Genomic DNA, 17,717 nt, shown 5'->3' with positions numbered 1-17,717 from the left:
CCGGCCTGCGCGCCCAGCGCGACACTACCCGAGCACAGTAGCGGTCGCGTCACCCACGAACTCGTCGGATCCCCGCCGCGAAATCGTCAAGGGCCGTGAGAATTCCGTCGGCCTGCCAGACCCGGTTTCTGGCGCGCTGCGAAACCTCACGCAGCACACCGGCCTCGACGAGCCGATCAATTGCCCGCTGTGCCGCAACTCCACTGGTACCGAAAGTCTGGGCAACATAAGAGCTGTTCACGACCGGCTGTGCGACGAGACTGTCGATCACTTTCCAGACCACCGAATCGGCGCGAGCGGTGGTCTGTTCGCGGTAGGTGGCACGCACAGCGCGAAGTTCGTCGACGAGTCGGCGCCCCGTGCCGACGGCATAGAACGTCGCGTCGATGAATCGGCGCACAATCGGATCCGGATCCCCTGTGCGGTATCGGGTCAGCGCATCGAAGTAGCTACCAGTGTTCACCAGCAACCCCGCCGAGATCGGGACGGTGATGTGCCCGGTCAGCTGCCGCGCGCTCAACATCGCGTGCACCAGCGCGCGGCCCGTTCGCCCGTTGCCGTCGGTGAACGGGTGGATCGTCTCGAACTGCGCGTGGGCGAGCGCGAGATGGACCAGCGCGGGCAGATCGTCGCGGCGCGTGAAGCGAATCAGATCAGCAATTGCCGTCGGCACCCGATCATGATGTGGAGGAACGAAATCCGCGGCATGCGGACCGATATTGCTACCGCCGATCCATACCTGCTCATCGCGCCAGCGCCCAGCGTGCGCAGGGTCGGACTCACCGAGCAGCGCTTGGTGCATGGCCAGGATCGAGTCGGCATCGACTTCCCTGCCGAGGTCGATCGCCGCTTCCATAGCGCGCACATTGGCAGTAACGATGCGCGCGTTCCGATTGGTGTACTCACCGAGTTCGGCGAGGGCGAGCTGCCTGGCTCCCACCGTGAGATTCTCGATCTGCGATGACGCGGAACTCTCGGTCCGCAGCAGAACCGAACTCATGGGGCCGAGTTCACAGTCGACGCCGAGTTCGGCGGAAAGGTGCGCGTCGAATCGCGCCAGTTCCTGCGCGGCCTCTTCGGCTTCGGTGAGCAAGGCGACCGGCAAATCCACCGGTCGATCGGCGATATCGGTGAGCACTGCGGCCGAGTAGTCCCCCGCGTGCCGACGAAGCTGGGAACGTGACACGTAAGGATCGCGCACCACCCATGAATGCGCCTCGTACTCGACGGCAGGCCAGCTGCCGCCAGGAGTGTTGCCCATCTGCACATCTTACCTAACGATATGCACTTAAGGTTAGGTAAAAATGTAGGTTACTTAACCTTAAGCCTGCATGGTTGAGCAACGACCACGGCAACCCAACCGTGGTCGGCTCAGGCCAGGTCTTCGATTTTCGCGGCCAGTTCGGCGCCGGTGAGTGGCTCGCGGGCGATGACGGCGATGGTGTCGTCGCCGGCGATGGTGCCGACGATGTAGGGCAGGGCCGCGCGGTCCAGGGCGCTGGCCAGGAAGTGGGCGGCGCCGGGTGGGGTGCGCAGGACGGCGAGATTGCCGCTGGCGTCGGTGGAAACGAGCAGGTCACCGAGGAGTTTGGACAGGCGGCCGGTGCCACCGGTGACACCGCGGACGGGGCTGCCGTCCTCGGGGACGATGTAGACGCCCGCGCCGCCGTCGGCTGCCCGCAGCTTCACCGCGCCGAGTTCGTCGAGGTCACGCGACAGGGTGGCCTGGGTGGTTTCGATGCCCTCGGCCGACAGCAAGGCGGCGAGTTCGGTCTGGCTGCGGACCGAGTGGGAGGTCAGCAGTTCGATGATGCGCGACTGGCGGCCGGCGCGGGTGCGGGCGATCGCGGGCGACCCCTTCTCGGGTGCACTCATGATCGCCCGGCCTCCACGCCGGCCCCGGTTCGCGGTCTCACGCGGCGGCTTTCGCGAGCAGCCACACCAGCAGCGCCTTCTGCGCGTGCAGGCGGTTCTCGGCTTCGTCCCAGACCACGCTGTGCCCGCCGTCGAGCACCTCGTCGGTGATCTCCTCGCCACGGTGGGCCGGAAGACAGTGCAGCACAATCGCTGCCGGGTCGGCGTGGGCGAGCAGCTCGGTGTTGAGCTGGAACGGGCGGAACGGGCCGACGCGGTCGAGACCGTCGTTCTCCTGACCCATGGAGGTCCAGGTGTCGGTGACGAGCACGTCGGCGCCGGTCGCGCCGACCACCGGGTCACCCGTGACCGACACTGTCGCACCGGTTTCCGCGGCCCGCTCGGCAGCGGCGTCCAGGATCCACGGCAGCGGCTCGAAGCCCGCGGGCGCGGCCACGGTCACGTTCATTCCGGCGGTCACACCACCGAGCAGCAGCGAGTGCGCCATATTGTTGGCGCCGTCACCGAAGTAGGTGAGGTTGCGCCCGGCGAGCGAACCCTTGTGCTCGCTGATCGTCTGCAGATCGGCGAGCACCTGGCAGGGGTGGAACTCGTTGGACAGCGCGTTCACCACGGGAACCGTTGCGGTGACCGCCATCTCGTCGAGGCGCGACTGTTCGAAGGTCCGCCACACGATGGCGTCGACATAGCGCGAGAGCACGCTGCCGGTGTCGCCGAGGGTTTCCTCACGACCCAGCTGGGTGTCGCGGCCGTCGACGACCACGGCGTGGCCGCCGAGCTGAGCGATGCCGAGCTCGAACGAGAAGCGGGTGCGGGTGGAGTTCTTCTCGAAGATCACCCCGACCCCGCGCGGGCCGTCCAGCGGCCGGTACGCGAAGGGGTCTTTCTTCAATTCGGCCGCGATGGCGAGGATTTCGGCCTGCTCGGCCTGGGTCACATCGTCGTCGCGCAAGAAATGACGCAGGGTCATTCGGTCGCTCCCTTAGCATCGGCGGCGGCCTTGTCGAGGATCTCGGGCAGGTCGGCGACGAAATTGTCGGCCTGGGTTTCGGTGAGCACCAGGGGTGGCGCCAACCGGATCACGTTGGGCTTGGCGGGGTTCAGCAGGTAGCCGGCCTCGCGCGCCCGTTCGTCGACATACGCGGAGATGTCGTTTTTCAGCACGATGCCGATGAGCAGGCCCGCGCCACGCACGTGGTCGATTTCGGGGTGCTCGAGCAGGGCGATCCCGTCGCTGAGCCGCTTCCCGATCCACTCCACGTGGGTCAGCAGGTCCTCGGAGTCGATGGTCCGCAGTACCGCCAATGCCGCTGCGGCACAGACGGGATTGCCGCCGAAGGTGGTGCCGTGCAGGCCGGGGGTGAGCAGTTCGGCGGCCCGGCCCTGAGCCAGCACGGCGCCGATCGGCAGACCACCGCCGAGGCCCTTGGCCAGGGTGATCGCGTCGGGCACGATGCCCGCCGCCTGGTGCGCGAAAAACGTTCCGGTGCGGCCGATTCCGGTCTGCACCTCGTCGAGGATCAGCAAGGCCCCGGCCCGCGAAGTGATCTCGCGCGCCCGAGCCAGGTAGTCGTGCGGTGGGACAACCACACCGCTCTCCCCCATCATCGGTTCGAGGAATACCGCGGCGGTGTCGGAATCGACCACCGCTTCGAGTGCCGCGGCGTCACCGTAGGGCACGTGCACGACACCGGGCGGCATCGGCTCGAACGGCGTCCGCTTGGCGGCCTGGCCGGTCAGTGCCAGCGCGCCCATGGTGCGACCGTGGAACGCCTCCTCGGCGGCGACGATCTTGGACCGCCCGGTGAGCCGCGCGATCTTGAACGCGGCCTCGTTGGCCTCGGTGCCGGAGTTGCAGAAGAACGCCTTGCCCTCACCGTCGCCGAAATGGGCCAGGAGCTTCTCGGCCAGCTCGATCACGGGTTCGCTGGCGTACAGGTTCGACACATGGCCGAGGGTGCCGAGCTGCTGGGTGACCGCTGCCAGGATGGCGGGGTGGGCGTGGCCGAGGCTGTTGACCGCGATGCCACCGAGGAAGTCGATGTAGCGCTTGCCGTCGGCGTCGTAGAGCACCGCACCGGCGCCGCGCACCAGCGCGACCTTCGGGGTGCCGTAGTTGTCCATCATCGCGGCCGACCACCGCTGCTGCAGCATCTCTGTTTCGCTCATGATTGCGTTCCATCCGGCGACCCGGCGGGGGTCACCATGGTTCCGATTCCTTCTCCGGTGAACAGTTCCAGTAGTACCGAATGCGGCACCCGCCCGTCGATCACGTGGGCACTGGGGACCCCGCCGAGTACGGCGCGCAGACACGCTTCCATCTTCGGCACCATGCCCGCATCCAGGCGCGGCAGCAACTTCGCCAACGCGTCGGCGTCGATCCGGCTGGTCAGCGAGGAGCGGTCCGGCCAGTCGGTGTAGAGGCCCTCGACGTCGGTGAGCACGACGAGTTTCTCCGCGCCGATGCCCTCGGCGAGTGCGGCGGCGGCGGTGTCGGCATTGATGTTGTGCACCACGCCGTCGGCGTCGGGGGCGATGGTGGAGACCACCGGGATGCGGCCCGCGTCGATCAGGTCGAGCACGGCGCCGGGGTTGACCTCGGTGACATCGCCGACCAGGCCGATATCGGTGGCGACGCCCTCGACCGCCACGGTGCGCCGGGTGGCGGTGAACAGGTGCGCGTCCTCGCCGGAGATGCCGACCGCGTACGGGCCGTGCGCGTTGATCAGCCCGACGAGCTCACGGCCCACCTGACCGAACAGCACCATCCGCACCACGTCCATCACCTCGGGGGTGGTGACGCGGAAGCCGCCGCGGAATTCGCCTTCCATGCCGAGCCTTTTGAGCATGGCGTTGATCTGCGGGCCACCGCCGTGCACGACCACAGGGTGGACACCGACTGTGCGCAGGAACGCCATGTCGGCGGCGAAGGCCGACTTGAGTTCGTCGTCGATCATGGCGTTGCCGCCGTACTTCACGACGACGATCTTGTCGCGGAACTTCTGCAGCCACGGCAGCGCGTCGGCGAGCACGTGCGCCTTGTCCAGCGCTGAAAGGGTGTGCACCACACTGCTACTCATGAGCTGTACGCCGAGTTCTCTTCGACGTAGGCGTAGGAGAGGTCGGTGGTGCGCACCATCGCGGTGCCCTCGCCCACATTGAGCTCGATCAGCACGTCGACGTCTTCGCCGGACAGATCGACCTCGCGGGCGCCGGGCGCGCCGACACTGTCGACGCAGACCGGATTGCCGTTGAACGACACCGCGATCCGGTTCGGATCGAGGGTCACCGGCGCGATGCCGACCGCGGCGAGCACGCGACCCCAGTTCGGATCGGAGCCGAACAGCGCGGTCTTGACCAGACTGTCGCGGGCGACAGCGCGAGCGGCGGTCAGCGCCTCGTCCTCGGAGGCCGCACCGGTGACGGTGACCTGGACCCGCTTGGTGACACCCTCGGCGTCGGCCATCAGCTGCGCGGCCAGGTCGTCACAGACGGTGAACACCGCGGCGTCGAGATCCTCCTGCGACGGCGCGACGCCGCTGGCGCCGTTGGCCATGAGCAGCACGGTGTCGTTGGTGGAGCACGAACCGTCGACATCGAGCCGGTCGAAGGTGTATTTCGTGGCCTTGCGCAGCGCGGAGTCGAGCTGGTCGGGGGTGGCGACGGCGTCGGTGGTGAGCACGACGAGCATGGTGGCCAGCGACGGCGCGAGCATGCCCGCGCCCTTGGCCATGCCGCCGACGTTCCACTTGTCCTCGCTGTGGAACGCCGACTCCTTCGGGACGGTGTCGGTGGTCATGATGGCGTGGGCGGCGTCGGAGCCACCCGACATGCCGCCGCCCATCTCGTGCACGATCTCGGTGATCGCCGGAATCAGCTTGTCCATCGGCAGGCGGTCACCGATGAGCCCGGTCGAGCAGACCGCGATCTCACCCGCGCCCGTCTCGGTGCCCCAATTGCTCAGTGCCGCGGCGAGTTCCTCGGCGGTCTTGTGGGTGTCCTGGAAACCGCCGTGGCCGGTGCAGGCATTCGCGCCGCCGGAGTTGAGGATCACCGCACGCAGGTGGCCGGTCTTCAGTACCTGCTGTGACCACAGCACCGGCGCGGCTTTGACCTGATTGCTGGTGAAGACACCGGCCGCCGAGTACTCGGGGCCCTCGTTGAGCACCAGCGCGAGGTCGGGTTTGCCGCTGACCTTGATGCCCGCCGCGATTCCCGCCGCGCGGAAACCCAGCGGCGCGGTGACGCCCTGGGTGTGGATCAGTTTGCCGTGGTCCGGGGTCTGCGGATCAGGGGTCGTCACGGTGCCACTCCTACGGTGGAAAGTCCTGCGGTCTCGTCGAATCCGACGGCCAGATTCATCGATTGCACCGCGGCGCCCGCGGTGCCCTTGGTCAAGTTGTCGATCGCGCCGATCACCACGAGCAGACCCGCGTCGGCATCGACGGTGACCTGCAGGGTGATGGCGTTGGAGCCGAGCACCGAGCCGGTCTGCGGCAGTACGCCTTCGGGCAGCAGGTGCACGAAAGGTTCTTCGGCATAAGCCTTTTCGTAGACGGCACGCGCCTGCGCGGCATCGACCTTCGTCGGGGCGGTGCAGGTGGCGAGGATGCCGCGCGGCATCGGCGCGAGCACCGGGGTGAACGACACCGAGACATCTACGCTGCCTGCGGCTTTCAGGTTCTGCGCGATCTCGGGGGTGTGCCGGTGCGCGCCCGCGACGCTGTAGGCCCGAACGCTGCCCATCACCTCGGAACCGAGCAGGCCGACATCGAGCTTGCGTCCCGCGCCCGAAGTACCGCTCACCGCAACCACATTCACCGCGGGCTCGATGATCCCGGCGGCGATCGCGGGGGCCAGCGCCACACTCGACACGGTCGGGTAGCAGCCGGGCACGGCGATCCGCCGCGCGCCGGTGAGCTTGGCCCGCGCACCGGGCAGTTCGGGCAGACCGTACGGCCAGCTGCCCGCGTGGGGGCTGCCGTAGTACTTCTCCCAGGCGGCGGCGTCGGTGAGCCGGTAGTCGGCGCCGCAGTCGATGATGACCGTCTCGTCGGGCAGTGCCTGCGCGATCGCGCCGGACTGGCCGTGCGGGAGGCCGAGGAACACGATGTCGTGACCGGCCAGGATCTCGGGGGTGGTCTCGTCGAGGATCCGGTCGGCCAGCGGCAGCAGATGCGGCTGCAGCGCGCCCAGTGCGGTACCCGCGTTGGAACCGGCGGTCAGCGCCCCGATCTCGAGGCGCCCCGCTCGGTATTCGGGATGCCCGAGCAGTAGACGCAACACTTCGCCACCGGCGTATCCACTCGCACCGGCAACCGCCACCCGCAGCACGGGTCCTCCCGACGAATCAACCATGTGATGATTATGCACGACTATGCAAGCTCATTCATGAGCGGGTGTGACCGACTTCGCCTCCGACGCCCCGATCAGGCGCGCTACCAGCGGAAACACCAGAACGGTGGTCGCGCCCGCCGCAACCAGGATCGAGGCGACATCGGCGGTCAACAGGCCGGCCTGGGTGGCGACCTGGGTCACCGCGACGATGATCGGCAGTCCGGTCGCGGCATAGAGGGCCAATTCGACGCGCTCGCGTCCGGTCGCCAGGTTGTCGCCACGCGGCACGAACCGCTCGCTCAGCCAGACGGGCAAGCCACGCGCGACCGCGATGGTGACCACGAACCACAGCCACAGCACCGGATTCCGCCCGACCGCCGCGACATCGATGCCCATCCCCGACACCACGAAGAACACCGGGATCAGCAGCCCGTATCCGATGGCCTCCAGCGACGAGTCCACATCCGGGTGCCCCGCGGCGATCAGCCGGCGCAGAATCATGCCCGCGGCGAACGCGCCGAGCACCACGTCCAGATCGAAGACCTCGGCGACCACCATCAGCACCAAGAGCAGCAGCACGACCCCGCGCACCGGCAGTTGTGAGGTGCCACCGCCCAGTTTGCCCAGTGTGGCGCCGAGATCGGGAATGCGGTCGAACATCCGCACCGGCACGAACCCGACGACCACGGCCGCCGCCACGAACATCAACACGACCACCACCGCGCTGCCCGCATCTCGACTGGTGAGCAGCACCGACATCGCCACGATCGGTCCGAGCTCACCCACCGCGCCGTGCGTCATCACCGCCCGGCCCAGCGGTGAGTCGACGATTCCCGCCTGCTTCAGAATCGGCAGCAGGGTGCCCAGCGCGGTGGAGGTGAGCGCGATGGCGACCGCGACGCGTGTGCCGGTCGAATTGTCCGTCGCCACCAGGACAATCGCGAAAGCGAACAGCAGACACACGATCCACACGACCCACGCCGTCCGACCCGACCGGCCACCCAGCAATCGCGGATCGAGCTCGTAGCCCGCCAGCAGGAACAGCATCCCCAGCCCCAGCTCGCTGACCAGGTCGACACCACCCGCGCTGCTCGCCCACCCGAGCACATGCGGCCCGACCACCGCTCCGGCCACCAGCAGGATCACCACATCCGGCAGATACCCGCGCACCAGTCGCGACAGCAGCGGCGCGACCACCGCGATGAGTGCGATCCAGAACAGCGAGACGATCGGCGAGGGATCGCCGACACCATCGGACGCGAGCAGATCCATGCGGCTCATCGTGGCACAGCGGCACGCCCGATCCCCGAAACCGCGCGCGGGGCGATCGTCACCCCGCCGGGCGAGGTGTCACCGACAGATGGTCGTCAGCGGTGCCCGGTTCCGGCAGCAGGTGGGCGAGGAGGAGTTTGATCAGCAGGACCGGTCCGAACCAGAGCAGGAACGTGGGAACCGCGAGCACAGCGGTGGTGATCGCGGTACCGAAGACGGTGGCGGCGAAGGCGACCGGCGTGCGGAGGTCGTGCGGCACCGCGGTCACCACGACGGCGGCCGCGAGGACGAGCCCATAGATCGCGGCCGCCGTCCACCAGCCGAACCCGGGCACCACCAGTGCGAGCAGGAACGGCTGGGCGTGGATCGCCACGAACGCGAGGTGGTGGCGGGCGTCGCGGCCGGGCCGATGGAACCAGCGCTTCGCCGAGGCCGTCGCGTTCACGACCGCGCCGCCGAACAGATCGAAGCCGACGAGCGCGACCACGGCGATCACCAGCGCGGATCCGCCCGCGTACCCGGCGAGCAGACCGGCTGTCGCCCCGCCGGTCACCGCCGCCGAATAGCACAGGGTAGCTTCACTTCTCGTCGCGTTCGGGGCGATCAGCCGGTCGGTGATCGTCATCGCCGCAGACCTTCCACGCACACAGCCACGATGGGTTCGGCCAGGTCGACGAGCCGGACCTGATCGTCGGCGAGCCACTGCACCAGGCACCCTTCGATCGCGCCGACGATCACCGCCGCGTGCTCCTCCCCGATCCCGGCCCGCAACTGCCCCTCGGCTCCCGCCTCGCGCAGCAACTCGGCGATCGCCGCGCGGTAGCCGGCGTACACGGCGGCCATATCTATCGGGCTGCGGGCGGCCCACACGTCCAGCAGCACGCGCGCGTAGTCAGGATGAGCTGCCAGCATCGCGACCGTCGCCCGGATCAGCTCGGCCAGCCGATCCAGCGCAGGCCCGGTCCCGGGAATCGCGAGCTGTTCCTCCGCGCGTGCACGGTATTGGTCGAACGCCGCGGTGAGCAGCTCCTCTCTGCTGCTCACCGCAAGGTAGACACTGCCTTTCGCGACACCGGCCTCGGCCGCGACATCCTCGATCCGGGACGAGGCGAAACCCTTCCGCGCGAACACCCGAACGGCCGCATCCAGGATTTCGGCGCGCCGGGCATCCACATCAACTCTCTTCGGCATGGTCCGATTATGACTGACCGGACAGTCATAATCAAGGAATCGTCGGACCGAGGCCACAGTGGTGATCAATTGCCCAGGTGGATTACTCAGTGCTTGCGGACGATCGTTTCGCCTGCGCCGGGTTTCCAGACGGTGATGTCGAGGTGGTCGTCGTTGGTTTCGACGGTGGAGGCGCCGGTGAGGTCGGCGACGTAGAAGTGGTCGAACTTCTGGCCGCGGATGTCGAAACCGCTGTCGTCGAAAAGCTTTTGGGCGAAGCGGGCGTGGACGGCCTCGTCGCGCAGATCGGTGACCGTGCCGAAGAGTTTCGCGTCGCCGTCGGAGACATTGGTGTCGACGGTGGCGGTGTGCAGGCAGAAGCGCGGGTCGCGGGCGAGGTCGTCGAATTTTCGGGTGTTCGGCATGCCCGCCAGGACGAGGATGCCTTCGAAGATCATCGGTTCGATCGGGCTGATTCGTGGCGATCCGTCGGCGCGCAGGGTGGCGAGCATGCACAGTTTGCCGGTGGCCTGGTGTCGGCGCAGGAACAGCGCGGCGATGGTGGGTGCTTCTTCGGTGAATTGGCTCCACGTGGTCATACCTCGTACGGTACGACGCAACCTTGACATCTTGTGTCAGGTTTTGCGGCTAGTCTCGGGATATGCGAGCGAGCAGGCTGGTGCAGCTGCTGCTCCTGTTGCAAGCAGGCGGCGGTGCGACCGCGAGCGAGCTGGCACGGGAGCTGGAGGTGTCGGTGCGCACGGTGTATCGGGACGTGGAGGCGCTGTCGGCGGCGGGCGTTCCGGTGTACAGCGAGCCGGGGCGCGGCGGTGGTGTGCGATTGATCGACGGCTATCGAACCCGGCTCACCGGCCTCACCTCCGACGAAGCCGACGCCGTCCTGCTCGCCGGCCTCCCCGGCGCGGCCGCCGACCTGGGCCTCGGCACCGTCCTGGCCACCGCCCAGCTGAAAATGCTCGCCGCCCTCCCGCCGGAACTGCGCGGCCGCGCCACCCGAATCGCCGAGCGCGTCCACATCGACATGCCCGGCTGGTTCCAGCGCCCCGACGAAACCCCCACCCTCGCAACGGTTGCCGATGCCCTCTGGCACGACCGCCGCCTCGCGATCACCTACCGCCGCCGCGACCGCACGGTCGAACGGACACTCGACCCGCTCGGCCTGGTCATGAAGGCAGGCACCTGGTACCTGATCGCCCGCGACCGCTCCGACATCCGCTCCTACCGAGCGAGCCGCATCACCACCGCCGAAACTATCGGTGAATCATTCACCCGCCCAACCAGTTTCGACCTCGCCACGCACTGGCAGGACGCTGCCGAACAGTTCGCCCGATCGATGCTGCGCGTCCGCGCTCACTGCCGGATCTCCACCGACCACCTGAACCTGCTCCGGCTGATGAACGACCCCGCCGCGGTCCGCGAAGCCCTTGCCTCCATCGGCCCTCCCGATGCCGACGGCTGGGCCGACATCACGATCCCCGCCGAGTCCCACGAAGTCCTCGCCCACGCCCTACTCCCCCTGGGCGAACACGTCGAGGTCCTGGCCCCACCCGAACTGCGCGCGACCATGGCCACCACGGCCGCGGCCATGCTCGCGCGCTACCACCGGGCGCCGGACAGGTAGGCCCACCCCGCGACGCGATACCGGCGCCGACCTCGATGCGCCCTATCTCTGAGCTGTCCGGCTGAACTCGACGCAGTCCGGGCATTCGTCCACGAGTGGGTGGGTGCAGCGCAGCACGTGGGCGAGGAAGTCGATGGTTCGGGTGAGATTGTCGGCGCGAGCTTGCAATTCGGCTTGTTTGTCCGCGAAGAGTGCCGCCCGCCGGGTGCGGGACCTGGTCGCGAACAGATCCTTGATCTCGGCCAGGGACAGCCCGGCACGTTGGCAGAGCTGGACGAGACGGGCTCGGACGATGAGTTCGCCGTCGTAGATTCGTTGACCGCCGGACGCGCGGGGTGGAACGAGCACGCCCGCGTCCTCCCAGTGACGCAGGACGTGGGTGGCGACGCCCAGTTCGGCGGCGGCGTCACCGATGCGACGCGACTTGGTGGTAGGTGGCACATTCGCCCCTTTACTTCAGGTCGACCTGAAGTTTTAGGGTAGTTCGCATGGGACACAACGGCAATCGGACACAGATGATCGACTCGGTCGCGGCACCGGACTTGTGGCGGTGTTGCCGATCGGTGGGGTCGGCGGTGACGGGTGCCGTGCGGCCACGACGACCCGACCGCCGGTTCCTCGCATCGCTGCCCGACAACGGCCTGCCCCGCGGCACGGCGACAGTCGAGCTGACAGTTCTGGCGCAGAATGCCAGGAGTGTGCCGACGGCGGCCATCGTCGAAGGCCGGTTCTCCCCGCGGCGGGTCGAGTCCGCGATGACGGCATTCGTCGTCCGGCATCCCGAGGCGACTTTTCTCGTCGACCCCGGGATCTGTGCCGATGTCAACGGCAAGGCGGTGGCCGAACTCCCCCAGGTTCTGCGGCTCGCGGTGACGCCGCCGAAGGACGTCCTCGACATCCGAGAGTCACTGCACCGCAGTGGAATCGAGGCGCATGCCATCGACTTCGCCCTACCGACACACCTGCACTGGGACCATGTCGCCGGCCTTCTCGATCTGCCCGGGCTGCCGCTGCGACTCCACCGACCCGAATACGGGTGGGCGATGGAGGGTCCGGTGGCGCCGGTCGGCGGCGTGCGGCGAGCCGTTCGTGAACGACCTCTCGATTTCTACGAGCTCGACGGTCCGCCCGTTCTCGCCTTCGCCCGCAGTCATGACCTGTTCGGCGACGGCGCGGTGGTGCTCGTCGACCTGTCCGGTCACACCCCGGGCAGCATCGGCTTGCTCCTACGCACCCAGCGCGGCCCGGTCTTGCTCGCGGGAGACGCGATCTGGCACAACCTCCAGGTCCAGGAATTGCGACAGAAGTCGGGCTATCCGGGCATGCTGGCCGATGACGACCGCACCGAAACCTGGCGAACCGTCCACCGTCTGCGCGCGATCCGCGACGCCGTCCGCATCATTCCCAGTCACGACCATCGGGCGGCGTGCGCATGGAACGAGGACCCGCACTCGCCGCGGTCGAGACAGAACTGAGCCGGCTCGTCACGGTGCACAGGTCCAGTCGAGAACCTCTGCCATGGAACGGAGCTGGGCCGATGTGGGTGTGAGGCGTAGTGCCGTGTTGCGGAGGGCTACCAGTGGCCGCGCGGATAGTTGGCCGATCGTGCCGATCCGGGCGGAGCGTCCGGTGATCATCTGGGTGCGCGGGCGGCGTTCTCGGTCATAGCGAGCGAGGCCGTCGGGTTCGCCTGCCAACTGGGCCAGGACCACCGCGTCTTCGAGGGCTTGGCAACCGCCTTGGCCTAGGTTCGGGGTCATCGCGTGGGCGGCGTCGCCGAGCAGGGCGACGCGGCCCGCGGTGAAGGTGGGCAGGGTGGGAAGGTCGTAGATGTCGTTGTGTAGCACCGCGTTCGGGTCCACGGCCGCGAGGAGGGCGGGGATCGGGTGGTGCCAGTTCGCGAAGAGATCGCGGACTTCGGCAAGGCTGCCGGTGATGTTCTCGGGGGCGTTGTAGACGGCGTAGCAGTAGACGCGACCGTCCGCGAGGGGTGCCATGCCGAAACGCGCGCCGCGACCCCAGGTTTCGCCGAATTCGGTGAGCGGTTCGTCGACGTCGACCACGGCACGCCAGGCGGTGTAGCCGGCGTAGCGCGGGACGACTTCGCCACAGACCGCACGGCGGACGACACTGCGGATCCCGTCGGCGCCGACGACCAGATCCACGGATGAGGTACCCGCGGAGTGGACTACCGTCCCGTCGGCGATCACCTCGCGAACCGAGACACCGGTGCGCACAACCCCATCAGGAAGCGCCGCGCGCAGAATGTCCAACAGCCGGGCACGGTGGATCACCACCGGCGCTCCGAACCGCTCGCGCAGCGTCGCCACATCGGTGCGCGAGAGCCATCGCCCACGGTCGTCCCGAATTCCGGCCGACACCTCCGCCATGCCCTGCGCACGGACCGTGTCCCCGACGCCGATGGCATCCAGTGCGCGTAAGGCGTTGGACCACAACGAAATCCCGGATCCCACCTCCGTGACCTCCGGCGCGCGCTCCAGCACCTGAACAGACCAGCCCCGCCCGGCCAGCGCGAGCGCCGCGGCCATTCCGCCGATTCCGCCACCGACGACGATCGCTGTAGGCATCGCACACTCCTCGTTTCAGGTACCCCGGGCAGCAGACAATGCCGTCGCGCTACGACTGAGTGTGCAGGCCGCGATCCCGGCATACGAAGCCGGGCTGACCCATGAGGACAGCCCGGCTTGCGTGCACAGTTCTCAGACGATCGAGAACAGCAGGGCGGCGACCGCGAAACTCACCACGGACAGAATGGTTTCCAGGACCGTCCAGGTTTGGAGGGTCTGCTTGACGGTCATGTTGAAGTACTTCGCGATGATCCAGAAACCGCCGTCGTTGACGTGGCTGAGGATGATCGAGCCCGCCGCGATCGCCATGGCGATCAACGCGATCGACATCTGCGAGTAGCCCTGCTCGGCCACCAGCGGCGCGACGATGCCGCCGGTGGTGACGATGGCGACCGTCGCCGAACCCTGCGCGATGCGCAGTCCGCAGCTGATCAGGTAGGCGAGCACGATGATCGGCAGACCTGCCGCCGACATCGTGTCGGCCAGTGCCGTGCCGATGCCGGTGGCCGAGATGACCTTGCCGAAGAAGGCGCCCGCGCCGACCACCAGCAGCACCATGCCGACCGGTTTGAGCGATTCGGCGGTGATGGTGCTCAGTTCCTGCACCGTCGAGCCGCGCCGGATCCCGAGCAGATAGAACGCGACGAGCACGGTGATGAGCAGCGCGACGGCGGGAGTGCCGAAGAAGGTGAGCACCTGCAGCAGCGCCGAATCCTTGTCGAGGAGTTGGTAACCGAAGGTGGCACCGAGGATCAGCACCAGCGGGATCGCGATGATCGCGCCGATCAGCGCGACCGAAGGTGGCGCTTTCGTGACGACGGCGGTGCCACCGGACCCCTCCGCGCTGTCGTCCTCGTCCGGCTCCAGTGGCACGAACTCCTCTGGCACCGACACCTGGACGCGCTTGCCGATGTAGGTACCCCACATGATGCCCGCGGCGATGAAACCCGGAATGCCGCAGACGAATCCCATCAGGATCAACCAGCCCAGGCTCACCCCGAGCAGCCCACCGAGGGCGACGGGACCGGGGTGCGGCGGCAGGAACGCGTGCGTCATCGACAGACCTGCCAGCATCGGCATCGCGTAGAGCACCAGCGAACGCCCACCACGCTTGGCGGCGACATAGATCAGTGGTGCGAGCACGAAGATGCCGATGTCGAAGAACACCGGGATGCCGAAGATGAGCCCGAGCAGGCCCATCGCGACGGGAGCGCCCTTCTCGCCGAACACCTTCAGCAACTTGTCGGTGAGAACGTCCGCGCCACCGGATCTTTCGAGGATCGCCCCGAGCACAGTGCCGAGACCGATGATCACCGCGATGTGGCCGAGGATGCCACCGAAGCCTGTTTCCAGCAGTGACTCACCGGCTTTGAGCGGTGTGCCGACGATCTGGGAGATCGGTAGCCCGGCGGCCAGCGCCAGCAGGAGTCCGGTCAGCAGCAGCGCGACGAACGGCTCCAGCTTGACCTTGATGATGGCGATGAGTAGTACAGCGATCGCGAGACCGCACAGCACCAGCAACCCGGGGGTGGTGGTGCGCAACCAGTCGACGGTGGCGCCCATGGAAAACCTCTCAATCAAGCGAATGAACGAAATGCGCGGCTCTGGAGCCGATGTGCGCCCAGCGCGCGGCCTCGACGTCGGAGGGGGCGACCACTTCGGTGCCCGCGGTGACGGCGATCGCGCCCGCTCGGAGGAAGTCGCGGGCGTTGTGGGAATTGACGCCGCCGGAGGGGATCAGGAACATGTGCGGGAACGGCCCGAGCAGATCCTCGAGGTACTGCGGGCCGAGCGCGCGGGCCGGGAAGATCTTCACCGCCGCCGCTCCCATCTCCGCCGCGGCGAGGACCTCCGACGGCGTGAACGCGCCCATGATGACCGGAATCGTGTGTGCTGCAGCCACTTCCGCGACCTCGGGACGCAACGCGGGTGTCACCAGGAACCGGGCACCGACCTCGATGGCGGCCTCGGCCTGCTCGCGGGTGGTCACGGTGCCGACCCCGATCACGGCGTCGGTGACCGCGGTGGCCTTGCTGATCGCGTCGAGCACACCGAGCGTGGTGAAGGTCAGTTCGACGGCCCGCAGCCCGGCACCCGCGAGCGCCCCGGCGAGCGCGGCCGGGTCGGGGATGTCGGGGGCGCGGACCACCGTGAGGGCCCGGTCCGCGCGGATCACATCCATGGCCTCCGACGACGAGCTGAGCAACGGGTTCATCGGGTCTCCTCCTTCGTGGTGTCCAGGCGCAGGGCGCGACCGGCGCGTACTCCGGTCGCGGTGCCGTTCTCCAGTGCGAATTCGCCGTTCACCAGCACGTGCTCGATACCGCGAGCCTGCTGTTGGGGGTGTTCGAACGTTGCCGTGTCGTGGATCGTCGCCGGATCGAAGACGACGAGGTCGGCGGCGAAACCGACCCGGATCAGCCCACGTTCGGCCAGGCGGAGTCGTGCGGCGGGTCGGCCGGTGAGGTGGTGCACGCAGTCCTCGAGGCCGAGAACGCCCAGTTCCCGGACGTAGCGCGAGAGGTAGCGCGGAAAGGTGCCCCAGGCGCGCGGGTGCGGTCGGGCGCCCACGAGCAGACCGTCGCTGCCGCCCATGTGACCGGGGTCGACCATGATCGCGCGCACGTTCTCCTCGTGGCCGACGTGCTGCAGGATCGTGGTGGCGAGCTGGTCGCGGCGCAGCAGGTCGAAGAACACTGCGACCGGCGCGATGCCGCGCTCGGCCGCGATCTCGGCGAGCGTGCGGCCCACCACGTCCGACAGTGCGTCGTCGCCGACGCCGCTGATCTGGATGGTCTCCCATTCGACGGTGACGCCGTGGCAGCCGTCGGAGCCGTTGACGTCGACATCCTCGGTGATCCTGGCGCGCTCGGCCGGATCGTCGAGGCGGGCCAGTGCGGCGTCGGGGCCGCCCGACATCGCCCAGCTCGGCAGCAGCGCGGACAGCGTGGTCGAGCCGGGTAGATAGGGATAGGTGTCGAGGGTGATATCGCACCCGTCGGCGCGGCCCTGCGCGAGCATCGCGAGGAATTCCGGTGCGCGGCCGCGGTTCACGCCGAAGTTCATGGTGGCGTGGGTCAGATGCAGCGCGCAGCCGGTGGCCTTCGCCAGGCCGATCATCTCCGCGTAGGCCTCGAGTGCGCCCGCGCCGTAGGAGCGGGTGTGCGGTGCGTAGAAGCCACCGTAGGACGCGACCACCGCGCACAACGCGGCGAGTTCGCCGGTGTCGGCGTACATTCCGGGCGTGTAGGTGAGCCCGCTGGACATCCCGACCGCGCCCTGTTCGAAGCCCTCTGCCAGCAGCGCGCACATCCGGTCGATCTCGGCGGCGGTGGCCACCCGCTGTTCGCTGCCGACGACGAGCATGCGCAGCGTGCCCTGCGGAACGAGGTAGGCGGCATTGGGCGTGATGCCCTGGTCGAGGCGGTCCAGGTATTGCGCGACGGTGCGCCAGTCGAAGTCGAAGTCGCCCGGGTTGCCGTTCCAGCCCGCGATCTGCTTGCGCACCACCGCGAGTGCCGCGTCGTCGATGGGCGCGTAGGACAGCCCGTCCTGGCCGATCACCTCGGTGGTGACGCCCTGGGTGATCTTCGGGAAGTGGTCGGGATGGGTGAGCAGATACAGGTCGGAATGCGCGTGCATGTCGATGAATCCGGGTGCGAGGACCGAACCCGGTTGTACCGGAACGACTCTCGCGTCGGATTCGACGGTGCCGAGTGGCGCGATCTCGGCGATGCGGCCGTCGCGGATCACTACGTCGCCGCGGGTGCGTGGGGCGCCGGTGCCGTCGATGATGTCGATGTCACGGAAGAGCAAGTGCGTCATGGTCATCC

Annotated in this window: 18 protein-coding genes; 2 read left to right on the top strand and 16 right to left on the bottom strand. The window is 68.1% G+C overall.

The window, feature by feature from the left end; translation table 11 throughout:
- Positions 1-49 precede the first annotated feature (49 nt).
- The 11 genes from ACFWPK_RS19220 to ACFWPK_RS19170 form a co-directional block, all read right to left on the bottom strand.
- Positions 50-1,261 carry a Fic family protein gene (locus ACFWPK_RS19220; RefSeq protein WP_378917523.1) on the bottom strand — a complete coding sequence of 404 codons (1,212 nt, stop codon included), beginning with the start codon at positions 1,259-1,261 and terminating at the stop codon, positions 50-52.
- Between the two features lie 110 nt (positions 1,262-1,371).
- Positions 1,372-1,875 carry an arginine repressor gene (locus ACFWPK_RS19215; protein ID WP_056824335.1) on the bottom strand — a complete coding sequence of 168 codons (504 nt, stop codon included), beginning with the start codon at positions 1,873-1,875 and terminating at the stop codon, positions 1,372-1,374.
- Positions 1,876-1,912: 37 nt separating this feature from the next.
- Complete coding sequence (argF, locus tag ACFWPK_RS19210; protein WP_378917521.1) at positions 1,913-2,845, bottom strand: ornithine carbamoyltransferase; 933 nt, start codon at positions 2,843-2,845, stop codon at positions 1,913-1,915.
- Positions 2,842-4,044 carry an acetylornithine transaminase gene (locus ACFWPK_RS19205; protein WP_378917519.1) on the bottom strand — a complete coding sequence of 401 codons (1,203 nt, stop codon included), beginning with the start codon at positions 4,042-4,044 and terminating at the stop codon, positions 2,842-2,844. Before ACFWPK_RS19205 ends, argF begins: the two co-directional genes overlap by 4 nt.
- Complete coding sequence (argB, locus tag ACFWPK_RS19200) at positions 4,041-4,955, bottom strand: acetylglutamate kinase (protein WP_378917517.1); 915 nt, start codon at positions 4,953-4,955, stop codon at positions 4,041-4,043. Before argB ends, ACFWPK_RS19205 begins: the two co-directional genes overlap by 4 nt.
- A complete protein-coding gene (gene argJ, locus ACFWPK_RS19195) occupies positions 4,952-6,178 on the bottom strand; it encodes a bifunctional glutamate N-acetyltransferase/amino-acid acetyltransferase ArgJ (protein ID WP_378917515.1) in 1,227 nt (408 codons plus the stop codon). The genes argB and argJ overlap by 4 nt, the downstream gene beginning before the upstream one ends.
- Positions 6,175-7,233 (bottom strand): N-acetyl-gamma-glutamyl-phosphate reductase, encoded by a 1,059-nt coding sequence (gene argC, locus ACFWPK_RS19190; RefSeq protein WP_378917513.1) that lies wholly within the window; start codon positions 7,231-7,233, stop codon positions 6,175-6,177. The genes argJ and argC overlap by 4 nt, the downstream gene beginning before the upstream one ends.
- A gap of 27 nt (positions 7,234-7,260) precedes the next feature.
- Positions 7,261-8,484 carry a cation:proton antiporter gene (locus tag ACFWPK_RS19185; RefSeq protein WP_378917510.1) on the bottom strand — a complete coding sequence of 408 codons (1,224 nt, stop codon included), beginning with the start codon at positions 8,482-8,484 and terminating at the stop codon, positions 7,261-7,263.
- A 58-nt stretch (positions 8,485-8,542) separates the two neighbouring features.
- Positions 8,543-9,109 (bottom strand): hypothetical protein, encoded by a 567-nt coding sequence (locus ACFWPK_RS19180; protein WP_378917508.1) that lies wholly within the window; start codon positions 9,107-9,109, stop codon positions 8,543-8,545.
- Positions 9,106-9,675 carry a TetR/AcrR family transcriptional regulator gene (locus tag ACFWPK_RS19175; RefSeq protein WP_378917506.1) on the bottom strand — a complete coding sequence of 190 codons (570 nt, stop codon included), beginning with the start codon at positions 9,673-9,675 and terminating at the stop codon, positions 9,106-9,108. The genes ACFWPK_RS19180 and ACFWPK_RS19175 overlap by 4 nt, the downstream gene beginning before the upstream one ends.
- An 86-nt stretch (positions 9,676-9,761) precedes the next feature.
- Positions 9,762-10,253 carry a pyridoxamine 5'-phosphate oxidase family protein gene (locus ACFWPK_RS19170; protein ID WP_378917504.1) on the bottom strand — a complete coding sequence of 164 codons (492 nt, stop codon included), beginning with the start codon at positions 10,251-10,253 and terminating at the stop codon, positions 9,762-9,764.
- A gap of 62 nt (positions 10,254-10,315) precedes the next feature.
- On the opposite strand from ACFWPK_RS19170, the gene ACFWPK_RS19165 reads away from it, so the two are divergent.
- Positions 10,316-11,296: a helix-turn-helix transcriptional regulator gene (locus ACFWPK_RS19165; RefSeq protein WP_378917502.1), complete on the top strand. Its 981-nt coding sequence runs from the start codon at positions 10,316-10,318 to the stop codon at positions 11,294-11,296.
- A gap of 42 nt (positions 11,297-11,338) precedes the next feature.
- On the opposite strand, the gene ACFWPK_RS19160 is transcribed toward ACFWPK_RS19165, so the two are convergent.
- A complete protein-coding gene (locus tag ACFWPK_RS19160) occupies positions 11,339-11,737 on the bottom strand; it encodes a MerR family transcriptional regulator (protein WP_378917499.1) in 399 nt (132 codons plus the stop codon).
- 47 nt (positions 11,738-11,784) lie between these two features.
- On the opposite strand from ACFWPK_RS19160, the gene ACFWPK_RS19155 reads away from it, so the two are divergent.
- Positions 11,785-12,771 (top strand): MBL fold metallo-hydrolase, encoded by a 987-nt coding sequence (locus ACFWPK_RS19155; RefSeq protein ID WP_378917497.1) that lies wholly within the window; start codon positions 11,785-11,787, stop codon positions 12,769-12,771.
- Positions 12,772-12,780: 9 nt separating this feature from the next.
- Here the strand turns inward: ACFWPK_RS19155 and ACFWPK_RS19150 are convergent, their stop codons facing one another.
- From ACFWPK_RS19150 to ACFWPK_RS19135, 4 genes are all read right to left on the bottom strand, one after another.
- On the bottom strand, positions 12,781-13,884 hold the full coding sequence (locus tag ACFWPK_RS19150) for an FAD-dependent monooxygenase (RefSeq protein WP_378917495.1): 1,104 nt from the start codon (positions 13,882-13,884) through the stop codon (positions 12,781-12,783).
- A 132-nt stretch (positions 13,885-14,016) separates the two neighbouring features.
- Positions 14,017-15,447: a GntP family permease gene (locus ACFWPK_RS19145; protein ID WP_378917493.1), complete on the bottom strand. Its 1,431-nt coding sequence runs from the start codon at positions 15,445-15,447 to the stop codon at positions 14,017-14,019.
- A gap of 10 nt (positions 15,448-15,457) precedes the next feature.
- Positions 15,458-16,099 carry a bifunctional 4-hydroxy-2-oxoglutarate aldolase/2-dehydro-3-deoxy-phosphogluconate aldolase gene (locus ACFWPK_RS19140; protein WP_378917491.1) on the bottom strand — a complete coding sequence of 214 codons (642 nt, stop codon included), beginning with the start codon at positions 16,097-16,099 and terminating at the stop codon, positions 15,458-15,460.
- Positions 16,096-17,709, bottom strand: a complete 1,614-nt coding sequence (locus ACFWPK_RS19135; protein WP_378917489.1) for an amidohydrolase family protein — start codon at positions 17,707-17,709, stop codon at positions 16,096-16,098. The genes ACFWPK_RS19140 and ACFWPK_RS19135 overlap by 4 nt, the downstream gene beginning before the upstream one ends.
- Between the last annotated feature and the right edge of the window lie 8 nt (positions 17,710-17,717).

This window comes from Nocardia sp. NPDC058519 (assembly GCF_042719755.1).
Taxonomy (GTDB): domain Bacteria; phylum Actinomycetota; class Actinomycetes; order Mycobacteriales; family Mycobacteriaceae; genus Nocardia.
This window is presented reverse-complemented; position numbering and strand designations above follow the sequence as displayed.

Coding starts and splice junctions, on each gene's coding strand:
- ACFWPK_RS19220 (WP_378917523.1), bottom strand. CDS start 1,261: ATGGGCAACACTCCTGGCGGCAGCTGGCCTGCCGTCGAGTACGAGGCG.
- ACFWPK_RS19215 (WP_056824335.1), bottom strand. CDS start 1,875: ATGAGTGCACCCGAGAAGGGGTCGCCCGCGATCGCCCGCACCCGCGCC.
- argF (WP_378917521.1), bottom strand. CDS start 2,845: ATGACCCTGCGTCATTTCTTGCGCGACGACGATGTGACCCAGGCCGAG.
- ACFWPK_RS19205 (WP_378917519.1), bottom strand. CDS start 4,044: ATGAGCGAAACAGAGATGCTGCAGCAGCGGTGGTCGGCCGCGATGATG.
- argB (WP_378917517.1), bottom strand. CDS start 4,955: ATGAGTAGCAGTGTGGTGCACACCCTTTCAGCGCTGGACAAGGCGCAC.
- argC (WP_378917513.1), bottom strand. CDS start 7,233: ATGGTTGATTCGTCGGGAGGACCCGTGCTGCGGGTGGCGGTTGCCGGT.
- ACFWPK_RS19185 (WP_378917510.1), bottom strand. CDS start 8,484: ATGGATCTGCTCGCGTCCGATGGTGTCGGCGATCCCTCGCCGATCGTC.
- ACFWPK_RS19180 (WP_378917508.1), bottom strand. CDS start 9,109: ATGACGATCACCGACCGGCTGATCGCCCCGAACGCGACGAGAAGTGAA.
- ACFWPK_RS19175 (WP_378917506.1), bottom strand. CDS start 9,675: ATGCCGAAGAGAGTTGATGTGGATGCCCGGCGCGCCGAAATCCTGGAT.
- ACFWPK_RS19170 (WP_378917504.1), bottom strand. CDS start 10,253: ATGACCACGTGGAGCCAATTCACCGAAGAAGCACCCACCATCGCCGCG.
- ACFWPK_RS19165 (WP_378917502.1), top strand. CDS start 10,316: ATGCGAGCGAGCAGGCTGGTGCAGCTGCTGCTCCTGTTGCAAGCAGGC.
- ACFWPK_RS19155 (WP_378917497.1), top strand. CDS start 11,785: ATGGGACACAACGGCAATCGGACACAGATGATCGACTCGGTCGCGGCA.
- ACFWPK_RS19150 (WP_378917495.1), bottom strand. CDS start 13,884: ATGCCTACAGCGATCGTCGTCGGTGGCGGAATCGGCGGAATGGCCGCG.
- ACFWPK_RS19145 (WP_378917493.1), bottom strand. CDS start 15,447: ATGGGCGCCACCGTCGACTGGTTGCGCACCACCACCCCCGGGTTGCTG.
- ACFWPK_RS19140 (WP_378917491.1), bottom strand. CDS start 16,099: ATGAACCCGTTGCTCAGCTCGTCGTCGGAGGCCATGGATGTGATCCGC.
- ACFWPK_RS19135 (WP_378917489.1), bottom strand. CDS start 17,709: ATGACGCACTTGCTCTTCCGTGACATCGACATCATCGACGGCACCGGC.